The following is a 24815-nucleotide window of genomic DNA, read 5'->3' as shown; positions in this document are numbered from 1 at the left end:
CAAGAATCGCAAAGGTATAAAAATTTTGTATAATGAAAACAAAATAAATAGATAACTATTGAAAAGTTTTTGTTATGGAAATGTGAAGAAAAACTCTTAAAAATTATACAGGTTGAAATATTAAGGGTGAATGGAGAGACCCTGATTCACCCTTAATCGATTTTATGGTAAGCCCCAGTTTTTTTATATGAGTCGGAGACTTTGAATTATTTCAATGTGAATTTAAATCCAAGTGTGAACCTGGATGGCTCGAAACTTGAGTTATGCGTCAAATTCCACCAAGGCTTCCAGTCGAAATGAAAAGCTAATGGTGCAGAAGGGATTTTGAACTCAAGTCCTATAGCAGGTCGGATGGCCACATGCGTGTGATTGTCACGATGGTCGTCATCAAACCAGATGTTATCATTGTCCAAAAAAGCAATTTGCGGACCTATGCCCACGTACCAGCTTAATCCTCTGGCACCACGTATGGCTTGATTGTATGAATAGTCGACACCTATCAAAGTTAAATTATCTCCGAATAATACTTGTGCGTTACCCGCATTTTGACTGTCGAAAAAATGCTTAATCTGAGGTCCTCCTAAAGAGGGGCCATCACCAACATCTATACCAACCCCTAGGGAAGTTCTATAGGACTGTGCTTGAACTGCGCTTGACGTACCAATCAATAACGCCGCAGTGGCTACAGGTAATATAAATTTTTTCATGTGGAAACGAAATTTATAATGAATGTTATTGTAAATCTATTTTTGATGCCCTTTGCAAAGAGCTTGCCAAAATGAGTTTCTACATCTTTTTTTTGATAAAAAATAATTTATAATGCGAAGGTCATTAAATAGGGTGAGGTAAATTTTATTTTGCATATTTAGTTAAAATTTGTAATTTTGCCTGGCAAATAGAGAACCCACAAGATATTTGCCATGCAATTAGATCCACAAAAATTCGTAGCTGAAGGTCTTACATATGACGATGTATTATTAATACCAGCTTACTCCGAGATTCTACCGAGAGATGTAGATACAAGCACATTCTTAACAAAGAAAATCAAACTAAATATACCATTGGTTTCGGCTGCTATGGATACGGTTACGGGATCAGACTTAGCTATTGCAATAGCGCAGGCAGGAGGGATAGGGATGTTACATAAAAATATGACTATCGATGAACAGGCTGCGGAGGTACGTAAGGTAAAACGTTCGGAAAGCGGTATGATTCAAGATCCTGTTACATTATTGGAGACTGCTACTGTTGGAGATGCCTTTAGCATTATGAGAGAGCATAAAATTGGCGGTATACCTGTTATTGACATCGAAGGAAAGTTGGTGGGTATCGTTACTAATCGCGATCTACGTTTTCAAAAGAATATGCAGCGTCCTATCCAGGAATTAATGACAAAAGAAAATCTTGTTGTTGCACCAGAGGGAACAGATCTAGTGAAAGCCGAAGAAATTCTTCAAAATCATAAGATAGAGAAGCTGCCTGTAGTGGACCAGAATTATGTCTTAAAAGGATTGATCACATTCAAAGATATTCAAAAATATAAACACTATCCTAATGCGGCTAAAGACGAACATGGCCGTCTCTTGGTTGGTGCTGCAGTTGGAGTTACAGGCGATACGTTAGAGCGGGTAGATGCACTTGTAAAGGCAGGTGTGGATGTGGTAACTATAGATACAGCTCATGGACACTCTTTAGGTGTTATCAATAAATTGAAAGAAGTTAAGGCAAAGCATCCTGATCTACAGGTTATCGTAGGTAATATTGCGACAGGTGCTGCAGCAAAAGCACTGGCTGAGGCTGGTGCAGATGCCGTAAAAGTAGGTATAGGACCAGGTTCAATATGTACTACACGTATTATCGCCGGTGTAGGTGTACCTCAATTGTATGCTGTTTATGAAGTCGCTAAGGCGTTAAAAGGGACAGGGGTGCCGTTAATCGCTGATGGTGGAATAAAGCAGACCGGAGATATCGCTAAAGCTATCGCGGCGGGAGCAGATACAATTATGGCTGGTTCGTTATTTGCCGGAGTAGAGGAAGCACCGGGCGAAACAATCCTATTGGAGGGGCGTAAATTTAAGTCGTACAGAGGTATGGGCTCTATCGAAGCGATGGAAAAAGGATCTAAGGATCGTTACTTTCAGGATGTAGAGGATGATATTAAAAAACTTGTTCCAGAGGGTATCGTTGGACGTGTACCTTATAAAGGTACTTTAGCTGAGGTAGTATACCAGTATATCGGGGGATTACGTGCGTCTATGGGCTACTGTGGTGCAGCTTCTATCAAGAAATTGCAGGAAGCACAGTTTGTACGTATCACAGGGGCTGGATTGAGAGAATCACATCCTCATAATATTCAGATTACAAAAGAAGCGCCGAACTACAATAGTCGAGGCTAAATATTATACTCAGAAGCAAAAGGAGCGCCCAAGTAGAGCGCTCCTTTTGCTTTTCTGCTTTTTAAAATGTAAATTGGGTTTGATTATCAGCTTTATGTATTATTTAAAAAATAAGTGTTATGGGAAAAGGAGATAAAAAAACGAAACGAGGTAAGATTATAATGGGGTCTTATGGCAACCGTAGACCGGGTGCTAAAAAGCCTTCCACGAAAAGTCAACCTGCCACAGAAGATCATAATTAAGCAACCAAAAGGTTGCTTTTTTTGTGTTCAACTGTCACTTAGTTAAAAAAATAGGTTTTATTTTGTTGTTTTTTTATAAAAATACCTTTTTTGGTGTGATATTGTTAAATTTAATGTTGATTTTTTGTGTTTTTAAGTATTTGTTTGTTACATTTGGGCTTGAAGTTACGGGGAAAAATGAATGTGCGTCCTGATAGACCTGGATGAGATAATGGCAGAAAGAAGGTAAACGAGCTAACGAGCTCATCCAATAATTATTTCCATATGAAATATCCATGTGGCTGAACTGCGCAAACACCAGTGAAAATAACCGCGCTTGTGAACACATCTAACATAACCAGGGTATTCTATATGTCCATAAAAAGACAAATTATTTACATATGAAATTAAGTCAAAAACAAGCTGTATTTGAAAATGAGGTGCTTACGCGCTTTGATTTATTTAAAAGTCTATTTTTAACCTTGCCTTTTCAACGTGTAAAACATACTGGGACACTTCTTCCATTTTTTACGACACATTGTGAACAAGGTGTGGAGCGGCATGCAACTCCTGAAGAAATCATCGATAGCTTTTTTCAACAATACGAGCAATACATCCAACATGATGATCAGATAGACTTGCTGTTTAGAATCGTGCAGTATATCGAACGGCAGGTGGTCTTGTTTGATGCGATAGAGGATTCTTCTTTTCAGGCGGTGGGTAAAAGTGATGAAATCGGCGGGCTTAATTCGTTATTTAAGTTAGCGCAAAATGATATGAAGTTGAAAAAGCAACTCGTGGAGAAGTTAAAGGATTTTTCTGTACGATTAGTGCTTACGGCTCACCCCACGCAATTCTACCCAGGTCCTGTATTAGGGATAATTAATGATTTGATCGAAGCTATAAAAGCTAACGACATATCTAATATCCATTTGTTATTACAACAATTGGGAAAAACCCCCTTTATTAAACAACAACGACCTACTCCTGTAGACGAGGCTGTGAGTCTTGCTTGGTACTTAGAAAATGTCTTCTATAAAGTGACTTCAGGAATCCAATCTAAGATAGATGATGAGTTGGAAGTGCCATCAGAAGATGTTAAGCAACTTATTGAACTGGGATTTTGGCCGGGAGGGGACAGGGATGGTAATCCTAATGTAACCGTAGAGAGTACGAAGAAGGTAGCAAGTATGCTTCGAACTATCCTATTTCGCTGTTATTACCGGGATTTCAGAAACGTTAAGAGAAGAATTACTTTCAGAGGGGTAGAGAACTATCTTGAAAATTTACAATATATTTTTTACAGTAATAGTTTTAATCCTATAGATGACCCCAAAGACGACACATCTGAAATCCTTGATAATCTGAAGGCAATTAAAGAGGTTCTTCATTCTTTACATAATGGTCTATTTGTTGAGTTGGTTGAGGATTTGATTCGCAAAGTAAATACGTTTGGTTGTTATTTTACGACTTTAGATATTAGACAGGATAGTTCTGTATTAAGACAGACTACGAATTACCTCGTAGAAAGGTACAGTGATGAGTTGAATATTTCTTTAGATCAAATTACCGGGGAGGAAAAGGTAAAGCAAAATGCTCTTCCATTTACAGCGAATGAACTGCAGTATTCGGACGATGCGGCGCCATTGATAAAAGATACAATAGGCGTTATCCGGCTTTTGAAGAATATACAACGCTCTGGGGGGGAGCGAGCTGCTCAACGTTTTATTATATCAAATTGTCAGCAGGCTTCCGATATTCTTGGTTTGATGCAGTTGTTCTTATGGCAAGGTTGGCAGAAAGACACTCTTTCGATAGATTTTGTGCCCCTTTTCGAGACAGTTGATGATTTATCCCGGGCATCAGAAGTGATGCAGACATTATATACCAATCCGATATATGCAGCTCACCTTAAACGCCGAGCAAACAAACAGACGATTATGCTGGGGTTTTCGGATAGCACTAAAGATGGAGGTTATTTAATGGCCAATTGGTCTATCTACCATGCCAAGATCGAATTGACTGCTTTAGCTCGAGAGTACGACATCGATTTGGTTTTTTTCGATGGACGTGGCGGTCCTCCCGCTCGTGGCGGAGGCAAGACTCAGCGTTTCTACGCATCGATGGGGACAGAGATTGAGAATAAGCACATTCAGTTAACTATTCAGGGTCAGACGATCAGTAGTCAATACGGTTCGCTAGACACGGCACAATATAATATCGAGCAACTATTACATGCAGGGTTAATATCGGAGATCCGACAAAATCAGGGCGATACCCTTACCGAGAAGCAGAAAAAGATAATTGAAGATATGGCTGAAGTAAGCCATGATAAGTTTCTATCACTACGTAATCATCCCTTGTTTTTAAAGTATTTAGAAGCATTAAGTCCGTTAAAAGTACTTGCTTCTATCAATATCAGCAGTCGACCCGTAAAGCGGACTTCGGATAGAGATCTTCGGTTAGAGGATCTGAGAGCTATTTCATTTGTAACTTCATGGAGCCAGCTTAAGCAGAATATTCCAGGTTTCTTTGGTGTGGGTACAGCCTTGCAATGGGCGGAGGAAAACAATCTGTGGTCGTATGTCCGCAACCTGTATCAGCATTCAGGATTTTTTAATACACTGATCGATAATTGCATGATGTCTATGACCAAGTCTAATTTTGCGATTACAGCCTATATGAGCGATGACAGAACCTTTGGTGAATTCTGGCAAATTCTGCATGACGAGTATGTCAAAACAAAGGCGTATCTGTTAAAGCTAAGTAGCTCGGAAGTTCTTATGGAAAATTATCCGGTCGAGCGTGCATCTATTTTGGAGCGGGAAAAAATAGTTTTGCCACTGTTGATTATCCAACATTATGCAATACGTAAGTTGCAAGACAGTAATCTGTCTTCCGATCGGGAAGACGCTTATAAAAAACTGATCGGTAGGACTATTTATGGTGTTGTAAATGCCGGAAGAAATCTCGCTTAATAGTTAATCTGAAAGTATGGCAGATTGTGATAGATATTTTATATTTTTGTATTCGAAAAAAAAGAATTAAAATGAAATTAAATACTTTGTTTTTTGCCGCGGTTTGCGCTGGTACGTTATTCAGCTCTTGTGTAGATAAAACTGCAAAAGAGAGACAATTGAAATATACGCATACTTCATTGGTAGATGGTGATGCTTTTGCTGTGTTTCAAAAGGTAGGTGAAGCTGCTCAAACAGGTGTGGTGTTGGCTGAGCAAACAGAAGCAAATGGAGATGCAGCATCAAAAGCGGTAGCTTCTAAAGTTAAAGCTTTCTATGCGCAGTTGCTTCCATCTTTAGATACAGTTGCCACAGCACTTCAGGTTGATTTTCCAATTAAAGGTATTCCTGCTACGGAGTCAATGCTTAACGATTCTACAGCGGTAGCTTCTACTGCAAAATCGGATTATGTGCATGATGCAATTCATGAGATTGCTTTTGTAAAAGAGCAGTTTAAACGTTTAAGCCGTAATACCAATGAAGATCTTCGTAAGTTGGGTAAGGAACAATTACATTTAGCAACGGAATTGTATACACAGATAGGTGGTAAAGAAGAAGCACACGCTGGTCACTAATCAAGTCAACAGCTTGTTCAAAATATGGGGAGATATCGATTATCTCCCTTTTTTTTTCGGAAAGTGTCCGTATTTAATGGACATCAAGAACTTTCATCTCTGTTGGTAATTCAGTGGCATCATGAAAGTTTTTTCTTTTATTATTTGTATAATGTTAATTCTAACATTAACTTAATATAGTGTTAATATTAAACCATTATTATTGAAATATTAAAATAAATGTAAGTGAGATACGCAGCTATAGATATAGGATCCAATGCAGTCCGATTGTTGATTGCAGATATTTTAGAGAAAAAAGAGGAAGTTGTTTACACCAAAAATACTTTGCTTAGGGTGCCATTACGTTTGGGGGATGACGCATTTATCGATAAACACATATCTATTACCAAGTTTCAGGATATGGTGAAGACTATGCGCGCATTTCGCAATTTGATGGATGTTTATAAAGTGAGTGATTATATAGCTTGTGCCACTTCGGCAATGCGTGATTCAGATAATGGGGCCGAAGTAGTTAGAGCGTGTCAAGAGGAGGGGATCGATATACAGATTATAGATGGTGGCACTGAAGCAAAAATTATTTATAACTCTTACTTGAGTAGTACGATTGATAAGACTAAGGTTTATTTGTATATCGATGTAGGAGGGGGAAGCACTGAGATTACACTTTTTGCTAACGGTGAACTCGTTGATTCCCGTTCATTTAATTTAGGTACAATTCGGATTTTGGACAATCAGGATCAACCGGAGACTTGGGATAGTATGCGTCGGTGGGTTAAAGAGAAGACGAAAGGTCATAAAAACATATACGGTATCGGAACAGGAGGTAATATTAACAAGCTGTCTCGTATTGCTAACGAAAAGGGAGATAAACCTATGACTTACGCCAAGTTGAAAGCAATCTTTGATCACCTGAACTCCTATTCGCTAAAAGATCGTATTCACGAATTGGGCTTGCGATCGGATAGGGCAGATGTAATCATCCCTGCATCAGAGATCTTCCTGACTATCATGAAGGTAGGGCATTTAAAAAATATTGTGGCGCCAAGAGTGGGGCTTGTCGATGGAATAATTCAGACTTTGATTGATAAAAATTTTAAAAATATTCCTGCAATATAACTTGTAGCTTTGAAAAAAAGCTATATTTTTGTCGTAGTAATACCCAGGTGGCGAAATTGGTAGACGCACCATCTTGAGGGGGTGGCGCTCGCAAGGGCATGGCAGTTCGAATCTGCTTCTGGGTACAAAAAAGGCGATTAGTTTTCTAGTCGCCTTTTTTAGAAACCGGTATTATATTATAGATTGTTAGCCTTAGCCATAATCTCGGCGATATCCAGAACTCGTATTTCTTGCTCTTTTTCTTTTACTTTGACACCGTCACTAAGCATCGTCATGCAGAAAGGACAGGCTGCCGCCACAATACTAGCTTGAGATTCGATAACATCTTCTATACGTTCAATATTGATATCTTTATTTCCAGATTCGGGCTCTTTAAACATTTGAGCACCTCCAGCGCCACAGCATAGACCGTTGCTACGACAGCGTTTTAGTTCAACAAGGTCGGTATCTAATATTTCTAACGCTTTTCTTGGAGCTTCATAAACCTCATTTGCACGACCTAAGTAGCACGGGTCATGGTAAGTGATGCGTTTCCCTACGAAACTATGGCCGTCAGCTGGTTTTAGTTTACCCTGTTCAATGAGTGATTGGATCAATTGTGTATGGTGGATTACCTCATAGTTCCCACCTAGATTGGGGTATTCGTTTTTTAAGGTGTTAAAACAATGGGGACACGCCGTAACAATCTTTTTTATTTCATAACCATCGAGTACCTGTATATTCATCATGGCCTGCATCTGGAACAGAAATTCGTTTCCAGCACGTTTAGCCGGATCTCCGGTACAACTTTCTTCGGCCCCTAGAATAGCATATTTTATGCCTACATGATGCAAGATTTTACAGATATCTTTTGTTACACGTTGTGCTCTCTCGTCAAAAGATCCAGCACAGCCTACCCAAAAAAGTATATCTGGCGTTTCACCCTTAGCAATTAATTCTGCAACAGTGGGGATGTGTAGTTTATTTTCCATGTTAATGATTCTTATTGATTGGCCCAATTAGCCCGGTCAGCTTGAGCATATTTCCAAGGAGCGCCGTTATTTTCCATATTGCTCAACATCGTATTTATACTCGTTGGAGCCTGAGATTCTTCCATAACAGCGTATTGCCTTAGACCTATAATTATTTCCAAAGGATTAATATTCACAGGGCACTGCTCTACACAGGCATTGCAGCTTGTACAAGCCCATATTTCTTCGCGGCTGATGTAGGTGTCGAGCAAGGATTTTCCGTCATCCACGAAGCTTTTATTAGCATCTATATTCTTTCCTATCTCTTCGATACGGTCTCGGGTATCCATCATGATTTTTCGAGGAGATAGGAGCTTACCGGTGATGTTCGCTGGGCAGGCAGAGGTACAACGCCCGCATTCCGTACAGGTGTAAGCGTCCAACAGATTTTTCCATGTCAAATCCTGAGCATCTTTGATTCCAAAGCGAGATATTTCACCAGAAGGAGGAGGAAAGCTAGGATCGAGCATAGCTTTAACCTCGGCAGTTACAGCCGGCATATTTTCAAATTTACCTTTTGGTTCCAGTTTACTAAAATAGGTGTTAGGAAAGGCCAATACAATGTGAAGGTGCTTGGATATAGGGAGGTAGTTTAGAAAAACCAATACGCCGACGATGTGAAACCACCAACAAAAGCGTTCGATGAGAATCAAATTATCTATTGTTGTCGGCAATACCGATAATAAGGCTGTACTAATGGGAAAAGCACCAACGGCGGTATAATGTGGGTGTCCTAGCAGCTGTAGCTTTTGATCCGCGGCATTCATACAAAGGAAAGCCGCCATTAATAATATTTCTGTAAGAAGTATCAGATTAGCATCGGTCTTCGGCCATTTATTTAATTCAGATTGATTCAATCTTCTTATTTTTAAGATGTTACGTCTTAAAAAGAAGATTACACAGGAAGCGAGTACCAAAAAGGCTAATACCTCGAAACTATAAATCAAAAAATTGTAAAATCCTCCCATGAAAGAAAGAACACGATGTGTTCCAAAGATGCCGTCAATCACGATCTCCAACATCTCAATGTTAATGATACAGAATCCAACATACACAAAAAGGTGTAGTATCGCTGGAATGGGACGTTTAAACATTTTTTTCTGTCCGAAAGCAACCAGTAACATGGTCTTTATTCGCTTTCCAGGATTGTCAAAACGGTCTACCGCCTTTCCTAGTCTGATGTTTCTGTAGATCTTTGCTGCGTTTTTATAAAAGAAAAATCCAGCAGCAACAAGTAAGATTGTAAATATCAATTGACCAATCATAGTTTTTATAATCAGGTTCTAAACAAATATAATTAATATCGTAATATTATGCATGCATAATATGCATTTAGAAGGATTAAAAATTGGCGATAATAAAAAAGGGGTAAAATTTAATTTACCCCTTTTTCTATTATTTTTATCTACGAGTCTATTTGATCCCTAGTTTGGTTTTTACATCTGCAGTAACATCTTCACCGCCTTGGTAATATACTGCTGCTCCTGAGCCGATATCAAAGATATAGGCGAAGCCTTTTTCTTTTGCAACAGCATTGATGGCGTTCATCAATTTAGTCTGAATAGGAGCCATTAATTCTTGTTGTTTTTTACCGATGTCTTCTTGAGCGACTTTTTGCACTTCTTGAACACGTTGTTGCATTTGCTGAAACTCTTGTCCTATCGTCTGCAATTTAGTCTGCGTTTCAGTTTTGTTTGCTTCACTTTGATTTAACATGAGTGCGTTTGCCTCGTCTTCTTTTTTCTTAAGCTCAGCATACATTCCTTCCAATTCCTTTTGTTTGGTGTCTCCCAACGTTTTTAATTGCTCTTGCGCAGTTTTAAATTCTGTAGTAGCTTGAAATACCTCATCAGCATTGATATGTCCGATTTTTTGTTGTGCATTCGCTACTTGTACCCCTGCAAACAATCCTACCGCTAATACTGCTCCTTTTACTAAATTTTTCATTCTTTTCATGTTAAACGCTATAATTACAAATGTAATTGTTTTTATAATTCTTTATTGTTAATAAAATTAGTTTCTATTTTTCTTTCTCAGCCAACGATGGATCCGGTTTAAATCCAAGCTTTGTAATTATATCGTTGCTTTTATCAAGTCTAGGACTAGCAAAAAGGAAAGTCACTTCGCTGCCTTTGTCTAAGATGAGGTCTAGTCCCTGCGTATTCGCTATATCCTGGATAGCTTTCGCTACACGTTCTTGAATGGGTTTTACAAGACGGATCCGTGTTTGAAAAAGCTCACCTTCGTAACCGAATTTTTGCTTTTGAAATTCTTTGACCTGCTTCTCTTTGTTTACGATTTCGTCTTCACGTCTTTTACGCATATCGTCATTCAACAACACCTGATCATTCTGATAAGCTTTGTAAAGGCGTTCTATTTCGCCATATTGCTTGTCTACTTCTCCTTGCCATTGAACAGATAGATCATCTAATCGCTTTTGCGCGGATACATACTCTGGAATATGTTTTAAGATGTATTCTGAATCAACATAAGCTATGCGTTGCGCAAAGGAAGCGCTGATGCTACAAGTTATAAAAGCTAAAATTGCGAATATCTTTTTCATTTGTGTATTATTTGTTTATTTAACAATAATGATCTTTATCTATAATCTCCTTTTAATCTATGACAACAATTATACTAAAAAGTTTAAATATTAAAAACCTCCCATGCTCTGCATGATACTAAATGTGAAATTTTGTTTCCATTCGCTTGAACGCATTCCCGGAATAGGATCGAAAGCATGACCGTAGTCAATACCTAACATACCAAATATCGGTAAGAATATCCGTGCACCTACACCTGCCGAACGACGTACTTTGAATGGGTTCACTTCTGAGAATTTATTCCAGGTATTACCTGCTTCTGCAAAAGCCAATGCAAATACTGTGGCCTGATCATTCAACATTATAGGGTGGCGTAATTCAATTTGATACTTAGCGTAGATAGGGCTACCGGAGTTGATCGCAACGCGTTGATCTCCATTTCCAGTCGATGCCGGGATAATGGTACCGTTAGCATAACCACGCATAGCAATGATTTCAGATCCTTGTAAGAAGTCAAATCCTTGCATACCATCGCCACCTAGCTTGAAGCGTTCGAATGTGGAAGTTTCAGTTCTATTTGTATAGTTACCTAAGAAGCCAAATTGAGCCTGAGTCTTCACAACTAATTTGCCAGCTACTTTCATATACCATTGCGAATCAAATTTCCATTTATGATATTCAGTCCATTTGTAGCGTACTGGATCCGGATCTGTCTTGTAATTGATGTTATTCCATGCAGAATATGGCGGGGTCAAACTTACCGAAAAACGGATGTGTGAACCTGATGTTGGATAGATAGGGGCATCTATCGAGTTACGACTGATCTCTTGGGTGAAGTTAATGTTATAAGCGGTTCCATCTGAAAACTTGAAATAGTTTCCGTAGTTCTGTAATTTATAGCGTTGGAAAGATAATGAACTATTAATTTGGAAATAGTTGTCCGGCCATTGTAGTCGCTTGCCCAAAGAAGCTGTTACACCGGTCATCCATATACGTTGTAATTCCGAATCTTTAACCATTTGCTCCCCTGTATAATAGTTGAATCCTCCATAAGACGAGTTAGACGTATAAGCACTCAATCCAAAGTATACCGGCTTTTTACCGCCCAACCATGGTTCAGAGAATGAGAAACTATACGATTGGTAACGCTTTCCTGAAGTTTGCCCACGGATACTCAGTTTCTGTCCATCTCCACGAGGTAGCGGTTTCCAAGCATCTTTCTTGAAGAAATTGCTTGTAGAGAAGTTGTTGAAAGTCAATCCAAGTGTACCGATAATCTGTCCAGCACCATAACCACCGGATAGTTCTACTTGATCAGAAGGTTTTTCAACGACATTAAAGATAACGTCTGTAGTACCATCTTCATGGTTCATCGTTGACGAAGGAATGTCTGGTGTGATTTTTTGTTCGTCAAACATACCCAATTGTGAAATCTCACGGATACTACGCATGATAAGCTCTCGAGAATATTTTTGTCCCGGCTTGGTATATATAGAACGTAGCACAACGCGGTCGTTAGTAACATCGTTACCTTTTACAATTACGTTGTTAATGGTATACTGCTTGCCCTCGCTTATCTGTATTTCAAGGTCTATCGTATCACTGTAAATTTTCTTAATGATGGGATTGATATTGAACGTAAGGTAACCGTCATTCTGATACAGCGCACTGATATCATCACTGTTTCGAGTCGGTCCCATAAGTTTTGCATTTATTTTTTCCTCGCTATATACATCTCCCTTTTGGACACCTAATAGTATATTTAATATAGAATCTTTATAGCGGGTATTTCCAGTCCAATCAATGTTTCCAACATAATATTTAGGGCCTTCGTAGACATTAATATTAATACGTACTTCCTTTTCATTGTAACGGTATACACTATCCGACAATATTTGCGCATCGCGATAACCTTTATCTTGAAGTTTAGCAACTAATTTCTCTTTAGCTTCTTTGTATTTATCATCTTTGAATTTACCTGGTCCAAAGATTCTATACCATTTACGGGGCCTTACACCTTTCAGATATTTTGTAAGGTCCGAATTGCTAAAGGTTTCATTTCCAGTAAAGAGAACTTTATTGACTTTTATTTTTTTATTCTTATCTACATTTACATTTAAGATTTCATTATTCGCTTGCGCAGAATCCTTAAGTGTACTGATTTTAATCTCAGGGTATAGGTAGGATTTTTCTCTTAGAAAACGTTGGATTGTCGATCTGGTAGATTGAATTAGGTTTTCGTTGACAATACGGCCTGAACTAGAGTTCAATCGCTTATTTATCTCTTCTGTTTGTGATTTACTTAATCCATTAATGTCGATACGTGTCAGACGTGGCCTTTCCTGAACACGGATTTCGAAGAAAATGGTTTCACCGTCAATTCGAGTAGCCCACAATTGTACATCTTCGAAAAGATTTTGCGCCATTAGATCTTTAATAACACTAGCAGTAGCTTCTCCTGGTACTTCAATATATTGACCGACGACCAACTTGGAGATAGTAATCAACACATCGGTATCTAGATATTGAGCCCCCTTTACTGTGACTCCGCCAATAACGTAGTCTTTGGGTTGTAAATAGGAAATTTCGTCCGGATCCGAAAGGTTAACAGGTCCACGATTTGCTATTTGGGCAAATGTAGTGGTGATGTTCAACAAAAAAAACGCTGCTGTTAGTATATATAGTTGCTTCATTTACTTGTTATTATGGATGCTAAAGTACATCAAACTCTTGTTAATTTTTGTTAAAAGTATAATTACGCTATCTCTTTGATTTGTAGCTAATTGTCTTGTTTTTTTAGCGTCTTTAAAGCTGCTCACTAGTTTTTCCAAACCTTCTCTCTCTTGTCTGAAAATCATATATGGCTTCAAACAAGTCTTCTCGATTGAATTCCGGCCACATTTTTGGAGAAAAACAAAGTTCTGTATAAGCCAATTGCCACAATAAAAAATTACTTATTCGGTATTCGCCGCTTGTTCGAATCATAAGGTCAGGATCCGGAATATCGGCCGTATATAGATTTTGGGCAAATACTTGCTCACTGATATCTTTTGGCTCCAGCTCTCCCGAAAGCACTTGCTGTGCAATACGTTTACTGGCTTCGACAATTTCTGTCCGGGCCCCATAACTGAGGGCCAGACTTAGTGTGCATTTATCATTATTACTAGTAGCCGCTATAGTCTCCTTCAACGTCTTTTGCGCATTGGTAGGGAGATCGCTTATATTGCCAATAGCATTTAGCTTTACGCCATTTTTATGGAATGTTTTAAGCTCTTTATTCAGCGAATTAATCAGTAATTCCATTAAAGCCTGCACCTCCAATTTTGGACGATTCCAGTTTTCCGAAGAAAAAGCGTACAGTGTCAGGTAAGGAATACCCAGTTCTATAGTCGCCTCCAAAACTTCACGAACGGCAGTGACCCCATTTTTATGGCCAAAAACCCGCAACTTACCAAGACCTTTGGCCCAACGACCATTTCCATCCATGATGATAGCGATGTGGCGAGGAAGCCTGTTACGGTCTATATTATCTTTAACACTCATTGATTATACTAAAACTATTACTGCCACCAATAACATTTTTTACTGATTATTGTATACGTCAGCGTAATTCCGGCAGTCATATACCCATCAAAATTTTTACCATCTCCACGAGACTTTCCCTGGTTTACTAAAAGTTTACCATTACTAGGATCTGCTAAGAACGTGATATCGTCTTTAGTCAGGCCATTTTTATTGTTAGCGGATAGTACTTCATGATCAGGATCCAAATAATACTGACTCACACCATCTATATGATCGCTCAAAACTGTACGGTAGATCACTTCGGCCCCCACGGACCACGGGCCTTTAATATTATATTTAAATCCAGCACCGAGTGGAATAGCCAATGCAAATTTGGAGTAAGTTACCGGCAAACCATCCTTGTCTACCTCTAACTTTAATGGGCGTAATAGCGTTTTTTTTGAGCCATAATTTACATATGGATCATGCATGATGGCGGCGACACCACCCACAAGGTAGGGGGTATACGTATTTAATTGTCCTCCTGGAATATATTTGAAAAAATTAAACTCACCCGTTATTGCGAATTCGGATACCCGGTTGTTGAATTGAAGGTTTCTTTGTTTCTGGTTTGAATTTTTGAAATCTTGATCAGCTCCAAAGAGGCTGAGGTGATTGTATACTAGTTTAACACCCCATGTAGGATTAAAATTGTATTTGGCAAATAATCCTGCACCTAGATTCTTGAAATAAAAAGGATTTGTTGAATTAAGATCTCCCATGTAGCCTGTGCCCACACCAGACACACCAAATTCATACTGTTGTGCATAGACACTAGACAGTATGAAAGACATAATGGTTAATATAACAATACGATTTTTAATCAACTTCACTGATTTTGGTTGTAAAGATAAAGTTTTTGTAATAATTGTATAGTCTTAATTTTTGTTAAATGATATATTGATCTAATAATTCCGGACATCGATGCCCCAAAGTAATTTTTCACGTAATGTTCGAAAGTAACCATCCTTTTCTAATCGAATTAAATTTATGCTAAACGGTGCTTTCTTGATAATTAATTCTGTATCTATGGACAATGTTTCGCTTCGCGAGTCACAGCTTAAAATGAATTTTTCTGTACGACTTTCAATTTTTAAATGTAAGGTCATGTTTTCAGATACGACGATTGGTCTTACATTGAGATTGTGAGGTGATATCGGTGTGATGACAAAATTGCCGCTTCCAGGCATAATGATAGGGCCACCACAGCTCAGTGAATATGCTGTTGATCCTGTAGGGGTAGCAATGATGAGACCATCAGCCCAGTATGAGTTTAAGAGTTCATCGTTTATTTTGGCATCGATTGTAATCATTGACGAGCTGTCATAGCGAAAGACCGTTATGTCATTTAATGCAAAGTTTTCACCGTTAAAGAGCTTCTTGTTGTTGCATTCTACAGAAAGTAAAGCCCGTTGTTGTATGTGGAATTTCTTACTTAGGATTTGATCTATAGCGTCTTCCATTTCGCCTTTTTGAATATTAGCTAGAAAACCCAAACGGCCAAAATTGATACCGGCTATAGGGATGCCCGAGTCTTTGATAACAGAGACTGCAGCTAACATAGTCCCATCGCCACCTAAACTCAGCATAAAGCTAATGTCTTTAGGGAGATCCTCATGGCACGTGAAAGTTTCTAGATTTTGTGGACGAAAGTCGTTCTTATACAAAAAATCACAGAACTCAACATGCACCACAATCTGAATATTTCTTTGGGTCAGATAATCAAATAAATGATCCACATAAAGAATTACTGTTGGATTAAAAATCCTTCCGAAGATCGCAATTTTCGTTTGCTCCATTGCAATTAGTACTGTTTTCTATTTCACAAAGGTGCAAAGAATAGGTTATAAATCTAAATAATTCATCAAAAGGTCATAGCGATCCTGGATATCCGATTGTTCGCCGCCGTCCCGAAATGTAGCTTTCACAACATAATCATTGCGCCACAGGGAGGATACTACAGCCGAAATATTGGTTTTGTTGACTTTAATAGTCATTTCTAGTTTTGACGAGTCTGGCAAACGATGTATAGCTGTACTGAGTATACTTGTGTTTTCTGCTTCGATAATCCGCGCAATATGTGACAGCGCATTATCGCGGATTCCCAATTCTAAAACAATAATAGCACCCTCATCATTGCCAAGCGTTTCATTGAGAGCTATCAATACATCCTGTTTAGTGAGCACACCAAGATATTCATGCTTTCTATTTAATACCGGGATAAAACAATAATCGTATGTCGTAATCAATTGTAGTGCATCATATATGTGTTGATAGTCAAATAGGTATACGGATTTAAAATGCAGTTTAATGGTGTTGATCGGTGCGTCGGCTTCTATTTGATCCAAAAGCAATTCCTCAGAGACTAAACCATGGAAGATTTGACCTTCTACAACGGCAAGAAACTTAGAATGGTTTTCATTCATTTTTTGTAGCACGAATTCTACCGTGTCCGTCAGCAAAACCTCATGATAATCAGTAGATATGTATTGCCCGATAAACATAATTACTATTTTAAATATTAAACACAAAATGTGTTGAAACGTTTAATCTTTACTCAAAAATAGATATAAAACCCAAAAAAACTTGTTTTAAATTGTATTTTGTTAAGGAGATACAGCAATATTTTTTTATTTTTACGCTTCCCGAAATAGAAGGGCGATGCATACTTTCAAAAGCGATGGCGATAGAAAAAGATAAGTTTATACAAGTAAGAGAAGTCATACGAAAGAAAAGTCCCGGACTAGCCAAATGGATACCAAGTCCGCTTGTTAGTTATCTAGAAAGGACTATCCATGAAGATGAGATAAATGACATTATGTTTCGTTTCAGGGATTTACAAGGTTTAGATTTTGTAGATGCATTGATTAACGACTTAGGTGTCGAAGTTGTTCTTGAGGGAGCAGAGAATATTCCAGAAACAGAAGCTGTTATTTTTGCTTCTAACCATCCTTTAGGAGGGCTGGATGGCATAGCTTTTATGCATGCTATAGGGAGGTACCGTAGAGATGTTAAGTTCTTAGTTAACGATATTTTGATGAATGTAAACAATCTGCAGCCACTTTTTGTAGGGGTTAACAAGATTGGGGGACAAGATAAAAGTGCAATATCAGCTATCGAAGAAGCTTACGCTGGTGAACACGCGTTATTAGTGTTTCCAGCTGGATTAGTTTCACGTAAGATTCACGGTAATATTGAGGATCTTGATTGGAAGAAAAGTTTTATTTCAAAAGCAAGAAAATATAATAAAGACATCGTTCCTGTTTATATTGAAGGTAAAAACTCTAATTTTTTCTATAATCTTTCTCGATGGAGAAATAAGATAGGGCTAAAATTTAATGTGGAAATGTTGTATTTGGCCGATGAATTTTTTGCACAGCGCAATCAACGGGTCGTGATAAAAATTGGAAAGAAAATTCCATTTTCATTTTTTGATACTTCAAAAAATGAAAGACAATGGGCTGCGGATGTAAGGCAGCAGGTATATGAATTGAAGACGCAGAAATAATTGTATGGAAGAAATAATTGCCCCTGTAGCTAGGGATTTGATAAAGGCAGAATTAACCGAAGAAGCTTTTCTACGTTATACCAATAATGGGAACAATGAGGTATATTTAGTAAATTACCATACCGCACCTAATATTATGAGGGAGATTGGCCGATTGCGCGAACTGACCTTTCGAGGTGCTGGAGGAGGGACCGGCTTAGCGTTGGATATTGATGAGAATGATACCTGTACGCATAATTATGATCAATTAATAGCTTGGAATCCAGAAGATGAAGAAATTATCGCAGGGTATAGGATTATTCGCTGTGATCAAGCAATAGATAGCGCCGGAAATATTCATCTTTCCACACTTCATTATTTTAAGTTTTCGGACGAATTTATTATGGATTATCTTCCGTATACTATTGAGTTGGGGCGTTCTTGGGTTCAGCCGAAGTACCAACCCTCTATCGATAATAGAAAGGGGCTTTTCTCGCTAGATAACTTATGGGATGGTCTTGGTGCATTGGTTATTATCAATCCTGATATCAAATATTTGTTCGGAAAGGTTACCATGTACCCGCAGTTTAATGCAAAGGCACGTGATCTATTGCTTTATTTTATGAATTGTTATTTTCCGGATCACAAAGAGATGGTGAGGCCCTATGATAATCTTTTAGTTGGTTATAAAACAGATATTTCACCGTTTTCAGGGATTTTTGACGGATTGCCTTATAAGGAGGGGTATAAAGTGTTAAATAAATATATACGTGAGTTCGGTGAGAATATTCCGCCACTGATCAATACCTACATGAATCTTTCTCCGACGATGATGACTTTTGGTACAGCTATGAATGATGAGTTTGGAGAGGTAGAAGAGACAGGTATCTTAATTACATTGGACGATATATATCAGGCTAAAAAGGAAAGGCATATTTCTTCTTTTGAAAGAGATAAAGTCTACGGAAGTCGTGAAAAAATAAGGGAGAACTAGTTCTCCCTTATTTTTTTGCATCTTACCTATGTATTCCGTTAAGATAGACAACTCTTTACAAGTTCAGAAATAGTTTTTCCATCGGCTTGTCCCGCTAATTTTTGGTTTGCTTGTCCCATCACTTTTCCCATGTCTTTCATTCCAGAAGCACCAGTTTCTGCGATGATGGCTTTTATTATAGATTCGACCTCGGCACGGTCCAATTGTTTGGGAAGGTATTCTTCGATTACTTGTTGCTCTTCTAATTCAATTTGGAATAGATCTTCACGTCCCTGACCTTTATAGATTTCTCCCGATTCTTTACGTTGTTTTACCAACTTTTGTAAGACTTTGATCTCTGTATCCTGATCTAGCTCATCTACGCCTGCTTTCTCCGTTTTAGCGAGCAACACAGCAGCTTTGATAGCTCTTAATCCTCGTAAGCGAACAGCATCTTTAGCGATCATTGCTGTTTTGATATCTTGATTTATTTGTTGTTCTAATGACATTGTTTAAAAATTTGTTGTAATGATGAGCTCGTTAAAGCTCGGTTAAAAATTCAAAAAAGTTATTTCCTGTTTACGATACTACCAGTAGCCTGATCTGTAGGCATTATTAATAAGTCATTGATGTTGACATGAGCTGGACGTGATAAAACAAAACTAATTGTATCTGCTATATCGGTACCTGATAAAGGCACTACCCCATGGTATACATTTTTAGCTTTTTCTTTATCGCCCTTGAATCGGACCTCAGAGAATTCGGTTTCAACCATCCCTGGGTTTATAGCCGTTACTTTGATGCCGAAGGGTAATAAGTCTATCCGCATTGCTTTGTTTAAGGCGTCTACAGCATGTTTCGTGGCGCAGTATACATTACCATTGGGGTAGACTTCCTTTCCAGCAATCGACCCTATGTTAATGATATGTGCGTGTGTACTTTGTTTTAATAAAGGAATTACGGCCTTGCTGACATATAGAAGACCCTTTACATTCGTATCGATCATGCGGTCCCAGTCGTTGGTATCACCATCTTGTAACGCGTCAAGGCCTTGACTTAGCCCAGCATTGTTAATTAAGATGTCTATATTCTGCCATTCTGGTGGAAGGGCGGTTATAGCTTCCTTGACTTTTGCATTGTCACGTACATCCAGCATGAAAATGTGTGTGTCGATAGTTGGGTGCTGTGCTTGGATTTCGTTACGAAGTGCTTCTAGCCGGTCTGTCCTACGGGCACATAAAATCAGTCTATAGTTACCTTCCTTGGCCAATACTTGAGCACATGCCGCACCAATGCCTGAGCTTGCTCCTGTTATTAATACTGTTCTCATTTTTTATAGTTTTGCAAGTTTGTTCCGATTGTCCGTATTAGGCAAAAAACTTTTATTGGAAGATCAGACTCACATATATATTACGTATCAGCCCCCTGTCTATAGGAGCCATGAATTTATTGTCGTTCGCTAAGGGATGGCTGGAGTCAAATACATTACTAAAACTTTGATTGAATTTTATTTCGGGGGACATTTTAAAATACGCGAAGAAAATGTCAGCACCAAAGCCTACTTCCCAAGATAAATAACCCGGTTTCATAATCAAGGAATGGGGAGCATTATTGACTAAACTTGTGTTGAGCGCTTGCAGCCCGTCGTATTCCCCATTGATGCCAATCCATCTCGTGTAGCGTGCACCTCCTATTAGGTAGCCTCTATATCTATTAAATTTGTTCTTCAGTGTTTTTTCGTCCGAACGAAATTTGATGGATAATGGAAATTCAAAAGCATTGAAATTAGATCCATCACTACTTCCCTTGACATGTCTTTGGCGTCTAGAGAGGTGTGTTTTAGGGAGTAAAATTCCATTTTCAACCTTAGGGAATTCATTGGGGTCTACTGGCATATATTCTATGTCTAATCCGTTGAAAAACAAAAAGGAAGGGTTGAAGGTGAAATACAGGTTTTCATTAGCACGTATATCTATCGGAATCCCCACAGAAAAACCTATACTCGGTTTAGATTGTATTCCCTTTAACTCCCCGAGGTTATTGTCATCATCGGGGCTAAAATAGATGTTGTGCTTTTGCCAGTCCTTTTCTAATTGCAATTGATAGCTTTGGCTTACCATGTTGTACTGTATACCAAGAAGAACCATTGCATCTTCATTATAGGCAGAAGAAAACGGTAACGAAAATTTTCGTTGCCCAAAACTGTTTAGACAAAAAAGAAAACCTGCTATTACAAGTACAGTGTTTTTCATGCGAGTAGCTTTTACTTTATAGCCTCGTATATAGTACAGAATCCAAATGTCTGCGGGCTTACCTTGGTCTCTTTAAAACCAACTTTGGCTGTTATAGCTGCAAATCGCTCCCCATCCGGAAATTTTGAAACGGATTCTGGTAGGTAAGAGTACGCACTGGAATCTTTAGAAATTAATCTACCTATTGCAGGGATGAACTTGTGGAAATACAGTTGATAAAACTGTTTTATCGGAAACATTGTAGGATTAGATAGTTCCAATATTACGGCTTTACCACCTGGTTTAAGTACACGATTTATTTCAGCAAGACCTTGGTCCAGGTTTTCGAAATTACGCACACCAAAAGCTACGGTGACCGCGTCAAAGGTGTTGTCCTCAAAAGGGAGGTTTTCCGAGTCAGCCAGTTTTACTTCCAACTGGTTCGCTAGACCTTTTTTAGCTATTTTTTCTTTGGCTACATTCAACATACCCTGAGATATGTCAATACCAATGATTTTTTTCGGTTTCAGTATGCGAAGGGATTCGATTGCAAAATCTCCTGTTCCTGTAGCAACATCTAAAATCAGTTGTGGTCGAATGGGCTGCAAAGAGCGTATTGCTTTTTTGCGCCAGATTACGTCGATACGCATGGTCATTATTCGGTTCAACAAATCATATTTGTGCGATATGTTATTAAACATGTCTGCGACCTGTTCTTTCTTGCCGCCGTCTTTCGATTTGTAGGGTTTTAATGTGGATGCTCCATTTGACATAGAGCAAAGATACTATAATATTTTCATATGTATTTGATTTGATTTTTATCTGCAAATAATGTGATTCTTAATGGTCATCCGCCAGACGGCAGATCTAAAACTGTATACATTTGTGTGGTTATTTTGTGTAGTTATAGCTACTTGGATATTTTATTATAGTATAATTATCTCGAGTGAAATTTAATCGCTTTTTTCGGAGTGGTTATGCTGGTGCTATTTGTTAATCGGCTGAAAATGAAATTTTAATGCTATGTAGCTTATTGAACGCTTTATGAAGACAGCTGCGATAGGTTCTTAACAATATAAAAAGTTATCCACATGTTGTTAAGTTTTTGATAGTGAGTGTTTGAAGTTTTTTATTAACAAATTATTAACAACCATTGTTAATAACAACAGTCTGTGTGATAGGTAAGGTGTAATACTTGCTAGGGCGATATTTTTTGGATGTGTAGAACTAAAAAAGTGGAGAGCAAGTATTTTTGTTACCTTTGTTTAACGATATTTTTAGGTATTGATGGGGTATTATCTTTTATATTGTTGAACGGTAAGATTAATCAAAAAATGGATCAAGAAAACACAGGACAGTCATCAAATGCAGGTCGGACAGGGTTTAGTAAAAAGCGGACAGGATTAAATAATCTTGTAAGTGGACTTGGCAAGCTACCTCCACAGGCGTTGGATCTAGAGGAAGCTGTGTTAGGAGCGCTAATGTTGGAAAAAAATGCGCTGAGTGAAGTAATTGATATTCTTAAAGCAGAGTCTTTTTATAAAGAAGCTCACCAGAAGATTTTTGAGGCAATTTTTAGCTTATTTCAAAAAACTTCTCCGATTGATATTCTAACAGTTACTACAGAGTTGAGGCAGATGGGGGCGTTGGAGATGGTAGGTGGGGCATTTTACATCACACAACTCACGGACCGTGTTGTTTCAGCAGCCAATATCGAGTATCATGCCCGCATTATTTCTCAAAAATATATTCAGCGCGAATTAATTAAAGTTTCTTCGGAAATTATTAATTCGTCATACGATGAGACCAGTGATATCTTTGACTTATTAGATCACGCTGAAAAGAGTCTTTTTGATATTGCGCAGAACAACTTGCGTAGGGATTCCCGAAAGATGGATGATATTATGCGTGAGGCGATCAGTAATCTGGAGTTGTTGCGAGACCGTACGGACGGTTTGACTGGAGTTCCATCCGGATTGACAGCATTAGATCGGATGACTTCCGGTTGGCAACCTTCGGATTTGGTGATTATCGCAGCACGTCCTGCGATGGGAAAGACGGCTTTCGTCTTGTCCGTAGCACGTAATGCTGCTGTAGATCACCAAAAAGCTGTAGCGGTATTCTCGCTGGAGATGTCATCTGTACAGTTGGTCAACCGTCTTATTGCTGGAGAAACAGAAATTGAACAAGAAAAGCTAAAAAAAGGAAATTTAGCGGATCATGAATGGCAGCAGTTACATTCGCGGATAGGTAGATTGACTGAGGCTCCGCTTATTATTGATGACACACCAGCGTTGAATGTTTTTGAGTTCCGAGCGAAGTGTAGGCGTCTTAAGGCACAGCATGATATACAGATGGTTATTGTCGATTATCTTCAATTGATGCATGGTAAGTCTGAAGGTAAAGGAGGTGGTAACCGCGAGCAGGAGATTGGTAGTATTTCGAGAGCGCTTAAATCCGTTGCAAAGGAGCTCAATATCCCTGTATTGGCATTATCTCAGCTGAGTCGTGCGGTAGAGTCCCGTCCTGGTAACGCTAAACGTCCCATGTTATCCGATTTACGTGAGTCGGGTTCTATTGAACAAGATGCCGATATGGTATTGTTCTTGTACCGCCCAGAATATTATGGTCTTACGGAAGATGAAGAAGGGCGACCTACTGCAGGTGTTGGAGAGGTTATTATTGCGAAACACCGTAACGGTGAAACGGGTATTGTACCATTGAAGTTTGTCGGAAAATTTGTGAAGTTTGTCGACTTAGAGGATGACTTTTCGGGTATGGGAGGTGATTCATTTGGAGGTGGTGGTGATGCTCCCTTTGGTGCTTCTGCAATGATGCCTTCACCCTCGTTTGATGATTTTGGTGGAGGAGGAATCACAATGCCTTCACGTATGAATGATATGCCAGACGATGCTCCTTTTTAGGGAGCATTTTTATTGCACGGGGAAGTCGAAGTACTTGTCCTTAAAAGGTTCTTCTTTTAAGGTGTAGTGCCACCATTCTTTATCGTACGCTCGAAACCCATATTTCTCCATTACTGACTTAAGTAAGTTTCTATTCCTCTGTTGGTCAGCATTGAGTTTGGTGTATGCATGCGCTGAAATTTCTCCTAGGAAGTCAAAAGCGCTACCCATATCCAATTCTTGTTTGTTAGTTATGTTGATGATTGTGAGGTCGACGGTACTACCTCTGCTATGGCCTGATTTCGAGGCAATATAACCTTTCTCGAATAAGAGTCTTTTATCTTCCGTTGGATAAAATTCGAGCTTTCCTAAGGTGTCTCTGCTGTCTTTTGTCCAACGGATAAAATGATTTACCGCTGTTTGAGGACGGTATGCATCGAATATTTTTAAGGCCATATTGTTTTTGTTTAGCTCTTTCTCTACCTTTGCCAATGCTTCTGCAGCTTTTTTTGTAAGAATGGTTTTAGGTTCCAAATAACCTTGTATAGGTTTTCCAATAAAATTGTGATGACCACAGTATCGTAAGTCTACTTCTAGGTGTGGTATGATATCCTTCACATATACGAAACCATTGGGCAGTTGACTCTTTGCTTGTTGGATAGGAGCGAGGGACGGAATAAAGGATAGCGAAGCAAGAAATACGAATTTTATCATAATGAGGCCTTTTATCGTGTAAAGGTAGCTATTTCTCGTAATAAATAGCGGTGTGTGCAGGTCGT

23 protein-coding genes and 1 tRNA gene are annotated in these 24815 nt (G+C 38.6%); 9 read left to right on the top strand and 15 right to left on the bottom strand.

The window, feature by feature from the left end; translation table 11 throughout:
* Positions 1-206: 206 nt before the first annotated feature.
* Complete coding sequence (locus G7B18_RS05145) at positions 207-707, bottom strand: porin family protein (protein WP_164108041.1); 501 nt, start codon at positions 705-707, stop codon at positions 207-209.
* Between the two features lie 213 nt (positions 708-920).
* Between G7B18_RS05145 and guaB the strand changes: the two genes are divergently transcribed.
* The 6 genes from guaB to G7B18_RS05115 all read left to right on the top strand — a co-directional run bounded on the left by guaB (position 921) and on the right by G7B18_RS05115 (position 7450).
* The gene (guaB, locus tag G7B18_RS05140; RefSeq protein ID WP_164108042.1) at positions 921-2396 is read left to right on the top strand and encodes an IMP dehydrogenase; all 1476 of its coding nucleotides are present in this window, start codon (positions 921-923) and stop codon (positions 2394-2396) included.
* Between the two features lie 119 nt (positions 2397-2515).
* Positions 2516-2638 carry a 30S ribosomal protein THX gene (locus G7B18_RS05135; protein ID WP_164108043.1) on the top strand — a complete coding sequence of 41 codons (123 nt, stop codon included), beginning with the start codon at positions 2516-2518 and terminating at the stop codon, positions 2636-2638.
* 380 nt (positions 2639-3018) lie between these two features.
* Positions 3019-5595, top strand: a complete 2577-nt coding sequence (locus tag G7B18_RS05130; protein ID WP_164122155.1) for a phosphoenolpyruvate carboxylase — start codon at positions 3019-3021, stop codon at positions 5593-5595.
* A 71-nt stretch (positions 5596-5666) separates the two neighbouring features.
* On the top strand, positions 5667-6209 hold the full coding sequence (locus tag G7B18_RS05125; protein WP_164108045.1) for a hypothetical protein: 543 nt from the start codon (positions 5667-5669) through the stop codon (positions 6207-6209).
* Between the two features lie 225 nt (positions 6210-6434).
* Entirely contained in the window at positions 6435-7325 is an 891-nt protein-coding gene (locus G7B18_RS05120; RefSeq protein ID WP_164108046.1) for an exopolyphosphatase, read from the top strand.
* 41 nt (positions 7326-7366) lie between these two features.
* Positions 7367-7450 (top strand) — tRNA-Leu (locus G7B18_RS05115).
* 51 nt (positions 7451-7501) lie between these two features.
* On the opposite strand, the gene G7B18_RS05110 is transcribed toward G7B18_RS05115, so the two are convergent.
* The 9 genes from G7B18_RS05110 to G7B18_RS05070 all read right to left on the bottom strand — a co-directional run bounded on the left by G7B18_RS05110 (position 7502) and on the right by G7B18_RS05070 (position 16946).
* Entirely contained in the window at positions 7502-8296 is a 795-nt protein-coding gene (locus tag G7B18_RS05110; protein WP_164108047.1) for a (Fe-S)-binding protein, read from the bottom strand.
* A gap of 11 nt (positions 8297-8307) precedes the next feature.
* A complete protein-coding gene (locus G7B18_RS05105) occupies positions 8308-9600 on the bottom strand; it encodes a (Fe-S)-binding protein (protein WP_164108048.1) in 1293 nt (430 codons plus the stop codon).
* A 148-nt stretch (positions 9601-9748) separates the two neighbouring features.
* Positions 9749-10282 (bottom strand): OmpH family outer membrane protein, encoded by a 534-nt coding sequence (locus G7B18_RS05100; protein ID WP_164122154.1) that lies wholly within the window; start codon positions 10280-10282, stop codon positions 9749-9751.
* A 73-nt stretch (positions 10283-10355) separates the two neighbouring features.
* Positions 10356-10898 (bottom strand): OmpH family outer membrane protein, encoded by a 543-nt coding sequence (locus G7B18_RS05095; protein WP_164108050.1) that lies wholly within the window; start codon positions 10896-10898, stop codon positions 10356-10358.
* A gap of 90 nt (positions 10899-10988) precedes the next feature.
* Positions 10989-13571 (bottom strand): outer membrane protein assembly factor BamA, encoded by a 2583-nt coding sequence (gene bamA / locus G7B18_RS05090; RefSeq protein ID WP_164108051.1) that lies wholly within the window; start codon positions 13569-13571, stop codon positions 10989-10991.
* Positions 13572-13683: 112 nt separating this feature from the next.
* Complete coding sequence (locus tag G7B18_RS05085) at positions 13684-14421, bottom strand: isoprenyl transferase (RefSeq protein WP_164108052.1); 738 nt, start codon at positions 14419-14421, stop codon at positions 13684-13686.
* 17 nt (positions 14422-14438) lie between these two features.
* A complete protein-coding gene (locus tag G7B18_RS05080) occupies positions 14439-15275 on the bottom strand; it encodes a porin family protein (RefSeq protein WP_262886552.1) in 837 nt (278 codons plus the stop codon).
* Between the two features lie 72 nt (positions 15276-15347).
* On the bottom strand, positions 15348-16241 hold the full coding sequence (locus G7B18_RS05075; protein WP_164108054.1) for an NAD kinase: 894 nt from the start codon (positions 16239-16241) through the stop codon (positions 15348-15350).
* 45 nt (positions 16242-16286) lie between these two features.
* Positions 16287-16946 carry a CBS domain-containing protein gene (locus G7B18_RS05070; RefSeq protein WP_164108055.1) on the bottom strand — a complete coding sequence of 220 codons (660 nt, stop codon included), beginning with the start codon at positions 16944-16946 and terminating at the stop codon, positions 16287-16289.
* Between the two features lie 176 nt (positions 16947-17122).
* Here G7B18_RS05070 and G7B18_RS05065 point away from each other — a divergent pair, with 176 nt between their 5' ends.
* Together G7B18_RS05065 and G7B18_RS05060 are read left to right on the top strand one after the other, a co-directional pair.
* A complete protein-coding gene (locus G7B18_RS05065; protein ID WP_164122153.1) occupies positions 17123-17950 on the top strand; it encodes a 1-acyl-sn-glycerol-3-phosphate acyltransferase in 828 nt (275 codons plus the stop codon).
* 4 nt (positions 17951-17954) lie between these two features.
* Positions 17955-18923 (top strand): GNAT family N-acetyltransferase, encoded by a 969-nt coding sequence (locus G7B18_RS05060; RefSeq protein WP_164122152.1) that lies wholly within the window; start codon positions 17955-17957, stop codon positions 18921-18923.
* Positions 18924-18961: 38 nt separating this feature from the next.
* Here G7B18_RS05060 and G7B18_RS05055 read toward each other — a convergent pair whose 3' ends face one another.
* The 4 genes from G7B18_RS05055 to ubiE are packed head-to-tail and all read right to left on the bottom strand — an operon-like array spanning position 18962 to position 21906.
* Positions 18962-19411 (bottom strand): GatB/YqeY domain-containing protein, encoded by a 450-nt coding sequence (locus G7B18_RS05055; protein ID WP_079641912.1) that lies wholly within the window; start codon positions 19409-19411, stop codon positions 18962-18964.
* Between the two features lie 59 nt (positions 19412-19470).
* The gene (locus G7B18_RS05050; RefSeq protein ID WP_164108059.1) at positions 19471-20232 is read right to left on the bottom strand and encodes an SDR family NAD(P)-dependent oxidoreductase; all 762 of its coding nucleotides are present in this window, start codon (positions 20230-20232) and stop codon (positions 19471-19473) included.
* A gap of 52 nt (positions 20233-20284) precedes the next feature.
* Complete coding sequence (locus tag G7B18_RS05045; RefSeq protein ID WP_164108060.1) at positions 20285-21154, bottom strand: PorT; 870 nt, start codon at positions 21152-21154, stop codon at positions 20285-20287.
* 11 nt (positions 21155-21165) lie between these two features.
* Entirely contained in the window at positions 21166-21906 is a 741-nt protein-coding gene (ubiE, locus tag G7B18_RS05040) for a bifunctional demethylmenaquinone methyltransferase/2-methoxy-6-polyprenyl-1,4-benzoquinol methylase UbiE (protein ID WP_164108061.1), read from the bottom strand.
* A gap of 561 nt (positions 21907-22467) precedes the next feature.
* Between ubiE and dnaB the strand changes: the two genes are divergently transcribed.
* Positions 22468-24057, top strand: a complete 1590-nt coding sequence (gene dnaB / locus G7B18_RS05035; RefSeq protein ID WP_164108062.1) for a replicative DNA helicase — start codon at positions 22468-22470, stop codon at positions 24055-24057.
* A gap of 9 nt (positions 24058-24066) precedes the next feature.
* Here dnaB and G7B18_RS05030 read toward each other — a convergent pair whose 3' ends face one another.
* Positions 24067-24750: a M15 family metallopeptidase gene (locus G7B18_RS05030; RefSeq protein WP_164122151.1), complete on the bottom strand. Its 684-nt coding sequence runs from the start codon at positions 24748-24750 to the stop codon at positions 24067-24069.
* Positions 24751-24815: the final 65 nt, after the last annotated feature.

Origin of the sequence: Sphingobacterium sp. xlx-130 (assembly GCF_011007405.1) — a bacterium.
GTDB lineage: Bacteria > Bacteroidota > Bacteroidia > Sphingobacteriales > Sphingobacteriaceae > Sphingobacterium > Sphingobacterium luzhongxinii.
This window is presented reverse-complemented; position numbering and strand designations above follow the sequence as displayed.

Excerpts from the sequence above, each read along its gene's own strand:
- G7B18_RS05075 (WP_164108054.1), bottom strand. The coding sequence starts at position 16,241 with ATGGAGCAAACGAAAATTGCGATCTTCGGAAGGATTTTTAATCCAACA.
- G7B18_RS05085 (WP_164108052.1), bottom strand. The coding sequence starts at position 14,421 with ATGAGTGTTAAAGATAATATAGACCGTAACAGGCTTCCTCGCCACATC.
- G7B18_RS05125 (WP_164108045.1), top strand. The coding sequence starts at position 5,667 with ATGAAATTAAATACTTTGTTTTTTGCCGCGGTTTGCGCTGGTACGTTA.
- G7B18_RS05135 (WP_164108043.1), top strand. The coding sequence starts at position 2,516 with ATGGGAAAAGGAGATAAAAAAACGAAACGAGGTAAGATTATAATGGGG.
- G7B18_RS05110 (WP_164108047.1), bottom strand. The coding sequence starts at position 8,296 with ATGGAAAATAAACTACACATCCCCACTGTTGCAGAATTAATTGCTAAG.
- G7B18_RS05055 (WP_079641912.1), bottom strand. The coding sequence starts at position 19,411 with ATGTCATTAGAACAACAAATAAATCAAGATATCAAAACAGCAATGATC.
- G7B18_RS05095 (WP_164108050.1), bottom strand. The coding sequence starts at position 10,898 with ATGAAAAAGATATTCGCAATTTTAGCTTTTATAACTTGTAGCATCAGC.
- G7B18_RS05065 (WP_164122153.1), top strand. The coding sequence starts at position 17,123 with ATGGCGATAGAAAAAGATAAGTTTATACAAGTAAGAGAAGTCATACGA.
- ubiE (WP_164108061.1), bottom strand. The coding sequence starts at position 21,906 with ATGTCAAATGGAGCATCCACATTAAAACCCTACAAATCGAAAGACGGC.
- G7B18_RS05100 (WP_164122154.1), bottom strand. The coding sequence starts at position 10,282 with ATGAAAAATTTAGTAAAAGGAGCAGTATTAGCGGTAGGATTGTTTGCA.
- bamA (WP_164108051.1), bottom strand. The coding sequence starts at position 13,571 with ATGAAGCAACTATATATACTAACAGCAGCGTTTTTTTTGTTGAACATC.
- G7B18_RS05130 (WP_164122155.1), top strand. The coding sequence starts at position 3,019 with ATGAAATTAAGTCAAAAACAAGCTGTATTTGAAAATGAGGTGCTTACG.
- dnaB (WP_164108062.1), top strand. The coding sequence starts at position 22,468 with ATGGATCAAGAAAACACAGGACAGTCATCAAATGCAGGTCGGACAGGG.
- guaB (WP_164108042.1), top strand. The coding sequence starts at position 921 with ATGCAATTAGATCCACAAAAATTCGTAGCTGAAGGTCTTACATATGAC.
- G7B18_RS05145 (WP_164108041.1), bottom strand. The coding sequence starts at position 707 with ATGAAAAAATTTATATTACCTGTAGCCACTGCGGCGTTATTGATTGGT.
- G7B18_RS05050 (WP_164108059.1), bottom strand. The coding sequence starts at position 20,232 with ATGAGAACAGTATTAATAACAGGAGCAAGCTCAGGCATTGGTGCGGCA.
- G7B18_RS05045 (WP_164108060.1), bottom strand. The coding sequence starts at position 21,154 with ATGAAAAACACTGTACTTGTAATAGCAGGTTTTCTTTTTTGTCTAAAC.
- G7B18_RS05060 (WP_164122152.1), top strand. The coding sequence starts at position 17,955 with ATGGAAGAAATAATTGCCCCTGTAGCTAGGGATTTGATAAAGGCAGAA.
- G7B18_RS05030 (WP_164122151.1), bottom strand. The coding sequence starts at position 24,750 with ATGATAAAATTCGTATTTCTTGCTTCGCTATCCTTTATTCCGTCCCTC.
- G7B18_RS05105 (WP_164108048.1), bottom strand. The coding sequence starts at position 9,600 with ATGATTGGTCAATTGATATTTACAATCTTACTTGTTGCTGCTGGATTT.
- G7B18_RS05070 (WP_164108055.1), bottom strand. The coding sequence starts at position 16,946 with ATGTTTATCGGGCAATACATATCTACTGATTATCATGAGGTTTTGCTG.